This window comes from Hyphomonas sp. UBA3195 (assembly GCF_002366485.1).
Taxonomy (GTDB): Bacteria; Pseudomonadota; Alphaproteobacteria; order Caulobacterales; family Hyphomonadaceae; genus Hyphomonas.
This window is the reverse complement of sequence record NZ_DEXB01000007.1, coordinates 22055-30768: the sequence shown is the minus strand read 5'-3', so window position 1 is coordinate 30768 and position 8714 is coordinate 22055. Positions and strand designations below refer to the sequence as shown.

Below are 8714 nucleotides of genomic sequence, written 5' to 3'. Positions count from 1 at the left end.
AATGGTCATCAGTGGGCTTCCTTCGGGGTTTCCATCAGCTCGATCAGGACACCGTTCGAATTTTTCGGGTGGACGAAAATGATGGGAGTCCCATGGGCGCCAATCCGGGGTTTTCCGAGGACTGTGGCGCCACGCTTGCCCATCTCTTCGACTGCTTCGTTGATGTCATCCACTTCAAAGCAGACATGATGCTGGCCGCCTTTCGGGTTCTTCGTGATGAAGTTGGCGATAGGGGATTCGGCGTTCAACGGCTCGATCAGCTCAATCTGGCTATTCGGTAGATTGACGAAACAGACCTTTACGCCTTGCTCCGGCATGTCGAACGGCGTGGTGATATCTTTGGCGCCATAGAGTGTCCGATAGGTTTCGCAGGCGGCTTCAAGATCCGGCACTGCGACACCGACATGGTTCAAGGGACCAATTTTAAACTCTGACACGGGTTTCAACTCCTCAGGACGATCACTTCTATTACGGGACGGTGACCAAATGTTTCAAGACAAGCCTTCCGCAGGGCGCGGCCGACGGTACGCTCAACTGCATCATCGTCCATTCGGTCGCGTTTCTTCATGCGACCAATTGCATCCTCGGCCGCGATCTCAAGCGGCTCGATGCTCTCATCAGCAAGGCGACCATCGGTTTCCGACAAGCCTTTCGCCAACACGATGGGGCCGTCGAGTATGTCTCCATCATCGTCCAGCGTCATGGACGCGAAGATGATTCCAGCCCAGGAAAGTTTCCGGCGTTCCTCAATTCCCTGCGCACCTTCCGGCACCAGCCGATCCCCATCTAGAAACAACCGACCGGCTGGAACGACGTCAACAATCTGGGCCTTTCCCGGTGCGATCCGGATCAGGCTGCCATTTTGCGGCGTTACAGCATGGGGAACCTGCAGTGATTTCGCGAAATTGGCATGTTCCATGATGTGCCGACGCTCGCCGTGCACGGGAATTGATACTTGCGGGCGCACCCATCCATACATGCGGCGCAGCTCGTCCCGGCAAGGGTGACCGGAGACATGTATCGGATATGGCACCATGCGCGGCGTGATCACCCTGACGCCCTGCTCTGCCAGTGCATTCTGAAGCGCAAAAATCCCCTTTTCATTGCCTGGGATCTGTCGGGACGAGAAGATCACTGTGTCGCCTTCATGGAGCGACACATTACGATGATCCCGCCGTGAGATTCTCGTCAATGCGGCCCGCGCTTCACCCTGACTTCCCGTACAGAGATACAGGATGTGTTCGGCGGGAATCTGGCTCGCTTCGGATTCGTCAATGAATTCCATATGCGGCGGCAATATGCCGACGGATTTTGCCGCGTCCGTAATGCGATGCATGCTGCGCCCGACCAGACATACAGCCCGGCCCGCCGACTCGGCAGCTTCAACGATCGATTTCACTCGTGCCACATTTGATGCAAATGTGGTCACGGCCACGGCTTGTTTCTGCTCGGCGATCAGATCTATCAGCCCTTGCTTCACCGACTCTTCGGACCCGGACTCCCCTTCTTCGAAGACATTAGTTGAATCACAGACCATGGCGAGAACGCCTTCATCCCCCAGGGCAGTCAGGCCTTTGACATCCGTCGCAGATCCGATCTGGGGATCCGGATCGATCTTCCAGTCGCCGGTGTGCAGGATCGTGCCCAGCGGCGTCTTGATCGCCAAGGCGTTCGGCTCGGGAATTGAGTGAGTCAGCGTGACATAGGTAACCTCGAACGGCCCGGCCTGAACTGTTCCGCCCAGCGCAACCGGCTTGAGCCAGGACGGGTCCACGCCCCGCTCAACCATTTTCGAACGCACGAGCTCTGCCGTGAATGGCGTCGCATAGATCGGGGCCTTTGTTTGCAGGCGCGGATATAACAGGCCGACTGCGCCGATATGGTCCTCATGCGCATGTGTCAGGAATACCGCATCGATCTTCTCCCCGATCAGATATTCGGGATCCGCGCAGATCAGGTCGATCCCCGGCGTCTCAAGTGATCCGAACGTCACACCAAGGTCGGCAATGATCCAACGGCGGTCGTGCGCCGGGCCGTAGCCATAGGCATTGAGGTTCATGCCGATCTCATCGCAGCCCCCCAGGGGGAGGAAAACCAGCTCGTCCTCTATACCGTTCGTGTCTGCCATAGGTCTCAACTGTTCCGTTTGTAGATTTCGAGCAGGCCACGAATGGTAATATCCTGATCGTAATAATCTATTGTTTCGCTGGCACCTTCAAAGAGGGAGGCCACACCGCCGGTGGCAACCACTTTCATGGGCTTTCCATATTCAGCCTTGATGCGGGTTACGAGCCCATCAATGAGATCGATGTATCCCCAGAAGACACCTGACTGCATGGCGCTGATCGTGTCTTGGCCGATCACTTGGGCTGGTTTCTGGATCGCAATGCGTGGCAGCTGCGCCGCCGCATCATGTAGTGCCCGCATGGACAGGTTGATACCGGGAGAGATGATGCCGCCCTCAAAGCCGCCATCTTCCGCCACAACGTCAAACGTTGTCGCCGTTCCACTATCAATCACAATGAGATTGCCGGAATAGGTCATGTGCGCCCCGAGCGCGCTCACAATCCGGTCGGCCCCAACCTGTTCGGGCCGGTGAATGCGCACTTCAACACCCGTTTTCAGATTGGGATCCCCAATGAACAAGGGCTCGAGATTGAGATATCGACGCGCAAGATTACGAAAATTGAACTGGGCTTGAGGTACGACGGTTGAAATCACGCATCCTTTGATGTGCTTCAAGTCCATTCCATACATGTCCGCCAGCCGCCACAACCATGCCGCGTGGTCGTCGGCGGTCTTGGTGGCATCGGTCGCGCTGCGCCACTGGTTGACCCAGGTCTCGCCGTCATGAATGCCGAACACCGTGTTCGTGTTGCCTACATCAATTGCCAGCAGCATCGCTTAGCTACTCCCTATCAGGCTGACATCACCAGCCCGGACTATCTCCTGACGTCCATCGGGCAATCTGAGCACCAGCGACCCGTCTTCCGCCATATCTTCCAACACGCCTATCAGGGGATCGCCGTTTCGCGAAACCGAGATCGTCTGACCGAGCCCCTCAGCGACCTTCAGCCAATCTTGCCGCAACGTCTCAAATCCTTGTCGCGCTTGTTCACGACGACGCCCAAACGCACCGCGAAGCGTCGTCAGGACATCTTCCGGGGTCAGGACTGCGTCGCCCCTTAAAGAATGCAATGATGTTGCCATTTGGCCAGCGCCCTCAGGTGCGGAAGCCACATTGATCCCAATGCCTGCGGCGACCCAGAACCCAGCGCCCTGCCCGCCGGTTTCGATCAGAATGCCGGAAATCTTGGCGCCATTCACGCGCGCATCGTTGGGCCATTTCAAACGGACGGGGGCGTCTGGCGCGAGCTGCGCAGCCACATCAGAAACAGCCAATGCTCCGGCGAAGGGAATACGAGAGGCTACTGGAATGCCGCCGGGCTCATGAAACAGCGCAGTGGAAAACAAGTTTCCAGACGGCGAGATCCATGGACGCTGCAAACGGCCGCGCCCAGCTGTCTGAGCTTCTGCGACAAGCCAGCAATCGTCGAAATCGCCAGCCTTCGCCCGTCGCCTCGCTTCGGAATTTGTGCTGTCTATGACGCCAAGGTGGTAGACGGGCCAGGTTAAGCTCAACCTGCAAGTCCCAGAGCCGCTGTGCCCGCCCACCCTGATAGTGCGCTTATGAAGAACAGGAACAGGATACCGGCAATCAGCGCTGCGAGCAGAACTGTGATCGTCACGGGGCCATCGACCGCCTCGAAACGCTCTGTTGGCTCATCAAACCACATGATCTTGATCAGACGGAGATAATAGCCAAGCGATACGACAGACGCGAGCACGAGAATTATGACGACTGGCATCAAACCGGCCTCAACCCCGGCGGACAACACTTCCCATTTTCCAAAGAATCCACCGAACGGTGGAAGACCCGCCATTGAGAAGATCAGAATGGAAAGAGCTATCGCCAGCACGGGGCGCTTGCGCATCAAACCACCAAGCTCGTTAATTCCTTCCACCATTCCGCCTTTACGACGCATGGCAAGCACGCCCATGAACAGGCCAAGCGACGCAATTACGTACAGCGTCATGAAGACCAGCAAAGGCCCCGCACCCAATTCCGGACCCGCGGCTACAGCGACGAGCGCGTAGCCCATATTCGCAATCGATGAGTAGCCGAGCAGACGCTTGATGTTGGTCTGTGTCAGCGCGCCCAGCGAGCCGATAATCATCGACAGGCCGGCAATGATGCAGAGGATCAGCTGCCACTGGTCGATCACGTCGCCAAACATGGTGAACATGACATTCGCGAAGACCACCATGCTCGCCATTTTGGGCGCGGAGGCGAAGAACGCAACGACAGGTGTCGGCGCGCCTTCATAGACGTCCGGCGTCCAGATATGCATTGGCGCAGCAGAGACTTTGAAGGCGAGGCCGACAATCATCAGGACCATGCCGAACATCATGCCGATCGATGGGTCCGCTGCAGCGATCACGGCATATTCTGTCGAACCGCTGAACCCGTAGACGAGTGATGCGCCATACAGCAGCATGCCAGATGCAAGCGCCCCCAAAACGAAGTACTTCAAGCCAGCTTCGGACGCCTTGGCAGAATCCCGATGGAACGCAGCCAGCACATAGGAAGACAGACTAAGCGTTTCGACGCCCATATAGAGCGTCATCAAGTCAGCCGCCGACAGGATCATGCCCATGCCGAAGGAGGCGAGCAGTATCAGCAGGGAATATTCATACCGGATGGTACCATGCCGCTTCAGGAAACCCTCAGATGTGAGCAGCGCAAATCCTGCCAGGACATAGCTGACAAATTTCGCGAAGTTCACGAACGTGTTCGTACGAACGAGGCCATTGAAGGCTTCGCCGCCTTCATAGTTCATCAGAGAAAACGCGGCGGCCGCAAATAGGGCAAGAGCGCCGAACTTGATAGATACGCTGTTGAAACGATCCTTCAGCGTGGCGCCCACAAGCACGCCAATCAAGGCAGTCGCAACGAGCCAGAGTTCAGGCCCAACAGTCAGTATCATGGCAGTGAAATCAATCACGAGATCAGCCTCCCGCCATCAGGTTCAGAATGCGCAAGGCAGAACCTTCGGTAATATTGAAAATCAAATTGGGTGCAACACCAAACAGGATTGTGAGGATTGCGAGTGGAGCAATGCAGATCCATTCAATCCTGTTCATATCCTTAATCGTGTTCAGATCAGGATTGGTGATTTTTCCAAACACTGTCCGGCGATACAGGGTGAGCATATAAACGGCCGAAAAGATCACACCAAGCGCGGCGCCAAACGCTGCCCAGGTTGAAGCTTGGAAGCCACCGACCATGGTCAGGATCTCGCCGATGAAGCCAGACGTGCCAGGAAGACCGACATTGGCCATGGTGAACAGCATGAAGAACGTGGCATAAACCGGCATCCGGTGAACCAATCCGCCATAGGCGGAAATTTCACGAGTGTGCATCCGGTCATAAACGACGCCAACGATCAGAAAGAGCGCGGCGGAGATCAGGCCGTGGCTCAGCATCTGAAAGATGGCGCCCTGTACGCCGGCTTCGTTGAAGGCGAACACGCCGAGCGTAACAAAGCCCATATGCGCAACTGACGAATATGCGATCAGTTTCTTCATGTCCGTCTGACGCCACGCGACCAGCGATGTGTATACGATCGCGATCACCGCTAGTGCGAACATCATCGGCTGAAACAATTGGCTCGCGTCCGGGAACATGGGCAGTGAAAAGCGCAGGAAGCCATAGCCGCCCATCTTCAGAAGGATGCCTGCCAGCAAAACGGATCCCGCAGTCGGTGCCTGCACGTGCGCATCCGGCAACCATGTATGGACCGGCCACATCGGCAACTTCACGGCGAACGACGCCATGAAGGCCAGCCACAGCCAGGTCTGAACGTTCGGATCGAAGGAATACTTCTCCAGAATCTCGAAGTCAGAACCACCAGCAACCTGGTACATGTACACGACGGCCACGAGCATCAGCAGTGAACCTATCAGCGTATAAAGGAAGAATTTGAACGCCGCATAGATCTTGTCCTTGCCGCCCCAGATTCCGATGATCAGGAACATTGGGATCAGTCCAGCCTCGAAGAAGATATAGAACAGGACGAGATCCATCGCGGTGAAGACACCGATGATAAAGGTTTCAAGAACGAGAAAGGCGACCACATACTCTGTCACGCGCTTGTGGATCGAGTTCCAGCTGGCAAGGAGGCAGATAGGGATCAGGAAAGTGGTCAGCAAAATGAGCGAAATGGACAGGCCATCAATGCCCATCTTGTAGCTGATGTTACGATACCAGCTGTATTGCTCCACCAGCTGGTAGCCCGACTGGGACGCATCAAACGCACCAAATGCTGCGAGCGATGCAATGAACGTGGCGCCAGATATGATCAGGCCAGCCAGAAGCGCTGTGCGCCCCTCGGCATCACTGGACGATGCATCTCGGCTGCCAGCTGTCGCTGCGCGCACGAGCATGATGATGAGTGCACCTGCCAGCGGCAGGAACGTCATCGCTGAAAGAATGGGAAAACCGCCCATTAGTTGGCTCCTCCAGCGCGCAGCCACAGTATTCCGCCGAATACAAGTGCAGCACCGATAATCACAAATGCGTAGTGGTAGAGATATCCGGTATGCATCTTCGACAAGCGCCCAGCCGAAGCCTTGGTCACAGCCACAACACCATCAGGCCCGATGCCGTCGATGATCTTTTTGTCAGCCTTCCAGAAGAGATTGCCGAGCATGGCCGAGCCCTTGATGAGCGTGGCCTGATAGATCTCGTCAAAATACCATTTGTTGTAGAACAGCGAGTGCAACGGACCGCCACTGTCGGCGACACGCTTACCAACACCCCGGTTGAGGTAATAGGTGAACGTCGCAATCAGGAAGCCGGCAATCGTGACGACCAGCGGTGCGTACAACACCCATTCAGGCACATTATGACGATCATGAAGGACATGGTTCTCTGCGGCGCGATAGATCGCGCCAGCCCAGAACGTCTCATTATTGCCGTCCACGAACGCGTCGTAGAAATAAACGCCCGCGAAAATCGCCCCCAGGCTGAGCAGCCCCAGCGGCACCAGCATGACGAGCGGGCTCTCATGCGGCGTGTGATCATGTGCGTGGCCATGTGCGTCATCAGCCGCATGCGCATCTTCATGAGCGTGGTCATCATGATGATCATGCGCTTCCCACGTCTTCGGACCGTGGAACGTCATGTAGATCAGGCGCCAAGAATAGAAGCTCGTCAGGAAGGCTGCAATCAGGCCGAACCAGAAAGCTACCTGACCGAACATGACCTTGGACTGGCCAGCGGCGAAAGTGCTTTCCAGGATGGCGTCCTTGGAGAAGAAGCCAGCGAAACCGATCTGGGTGTGTGGAATACCGAGGCCGATAATGGCAATCGTCCCGATCATCATGGCCGCATAGGTGAGCGGCATGAATTTGGCGAGCCCGCCCATGCGACGCATATCCTGCTCATGGTGCATGCCATGGATAACCGAGCCAGCGCCAAGGAACAGAAGCGCCTTGAAGAAGGCGTGCGTGAAGAGGTGGAACATGGCCGCTTCATAGGCGCCGACACCCGCCACGAAGAACATGTAGCCAAGCTGGGAACAGGTCGAATAGGCGATCACGCGCTTGATATCGTTTTGCGCCATACCAACCGTGGCCGCATAGAGCGCGGTCACCGCACCCACGATGGTGATCATGCCTGCGGCGTAGAATGTGTACTCATAGATCGGCGACAAGAGGCAGACGAGATAGACGCCTGCGGTCACCATGGTGGCGGCGTGGATCAGGGCCGATACAGGGGTCGGACCTTCCATCGCATCCGGCAACCAGACATGCAGGAAGAACTGGGCCGACTTGCCCATAGCGCCAATGAAGAGCAGCACGCCGATAACTTCCAGCGCGTTCAGATTCCAATGCAGGAACGGTATCACCAGGTCCCGGACCGGTGCCGCTTCCGCGAAGCCAACGGGCACAACGGCCGCATTGTTGCGCACGGCGTCCAGTACGGGACCGAACTCGACTGAACGGAATACAAAGAAGACGGCCATGATACCCAGCGCAAGGCCGAAATCGCCTACACGATTGGTAACGAAAGCCTTGATGGAGGCGTCGTTCGGCGCCTTGTTCTGGTACCAGAAGCCGATCAACAGATACGAGGCGAGACCCACGCCTTCCCAGCCAAAGAACAGCTGGATGAAATTGTCAGCGGTGACCAGCATGAGCATCATGAAGGTGAAGAGCGACAAATAGCTGAAGAAACGCGCCTTGTGCGGATCCTCGCTCATGTATCCCCAGGAATAGAGATGCACGAGGCCGGATACGCCGGTGATCACCGCCATCATCACAATGGACAACGTATCGACGCGGATTGCCCAATTCGCCTGGAATTCGCCGACGCTTATCCAAGGCATGAGGGTAATCACATGCTGTTTGATTTCCATGCCCGTCGTTGCGGCGACAAGACTTGCATGATGCTCCTCGGTGCCCATGTGACCGCCAAGACCTGCCACATAGGCAAACAGTTGGATCAGCGACAGCGCGCCTGCTGATAGTACGACAGCAGTGGTCAGCCCCATGACGACCTTGTCGCCAATCTGCTTGTGCACCAGGCCGGTCAGCGCCACGAGCCCCGGTGCAAGGACGATGTACAGGATCAGGATATCTGGAAGCAT

Annotated in this window: 7 protein-coding genes; all 7 read right to left on the bottom strand. The window is 56.5% G+C overall.

From position 1 onward, the window contains the following. Positions 1–8: 8 nt before the first annotated feature. From mce to nuoL, 7 genes are read right to left on the bottom strand one after another with little or no spacing between them, the layout of a single operon-like run. A complete protein-coding gene (gene mce, locus B2344_RS03065) occupies positions 9–437 on the bottom strand; it encodes a methylmalonyl-CoA epimerase (protein WP_206990495.1) in 429 nt (142 codons plus the stop codon). A gap of 5 nt (positions 438–442) precedes the next feature. Continuing rightward, a complete protein-coding gene (locus tag B2344_RS03060; protein WP_290478786.1) occupies positions 443–2128 on the bottom strand; it encodes a ribonuclease J in 1686 nt (561 codons plus the stop codon). Between the two features lie 5 nt (positions 2129–2133). Continuing rightward, on the bottom strand, positions 2134–2901 hold the full coding sequence (locus B2344_RS03055; RefSeq protein ID WP_290478785.1) for a type III pantothenate kinase: 768 nt from the start codon (positions 2899–2901) through the stop codon (positions 2134–2136). Positions 2902–2904: 3 nt separating this feature from the next. Then, the gene (locus tag B2344_RS03050; protein ID WP_290484642.1) at positions 2905–3675 is read right to left on the bottom strand and encodes a biotin--[acetyl-CoA-carboxylase] ligase; all 771 of its coding nucleotides are present in this window, start codon (positions 3673–3675) and stop codon (positions 2905–2907) included. Then, positions 3639–5066, bottom strand: coding sequence for an NADH-quinone oxidoreductase subunit NuoN (nuoN, locus tag B2344_RS03045; protein WP_206990499.1), 1428 nt, complete (start codon positions 5064–5066; stop codon positions 3639–3641). The genes B2344_RS03050 and nuoN overlap by 37 nt, the downstream gene beginning before the upstream one ends. Before the next feature lie 4 nt (positions 5067–5070). Continuing rightward, the gene (locus B2344_RS03040; RefSeq protein WP_290483190.1) at positions 5071–6570 is read right to left on the bottom strand and encodes an NADH-quinone oxidoreductase subunit M; all 1500 of its coding nucleotides are present in this window, start codon (positions 6568–6570) and stop codon (positions 5071–5073) included. Further along, positions 6570–8714 carry an NADH-quinone oxidoreductase subunit L gene (gene nuoL / locus B2344_RS03035; RefSeq protein ID WP_290484641.1) on the bottom strand — a complete coding sequence of 715 codons (2145 nt, stop codon included), beginning with the start codon at positions 8712–8714 and terminating at the stop codon, positions 6570–6572. The genes B2344_RS03040 and nuoL overlap by 1 nt, the downstream gene beginning before the upstream one ends.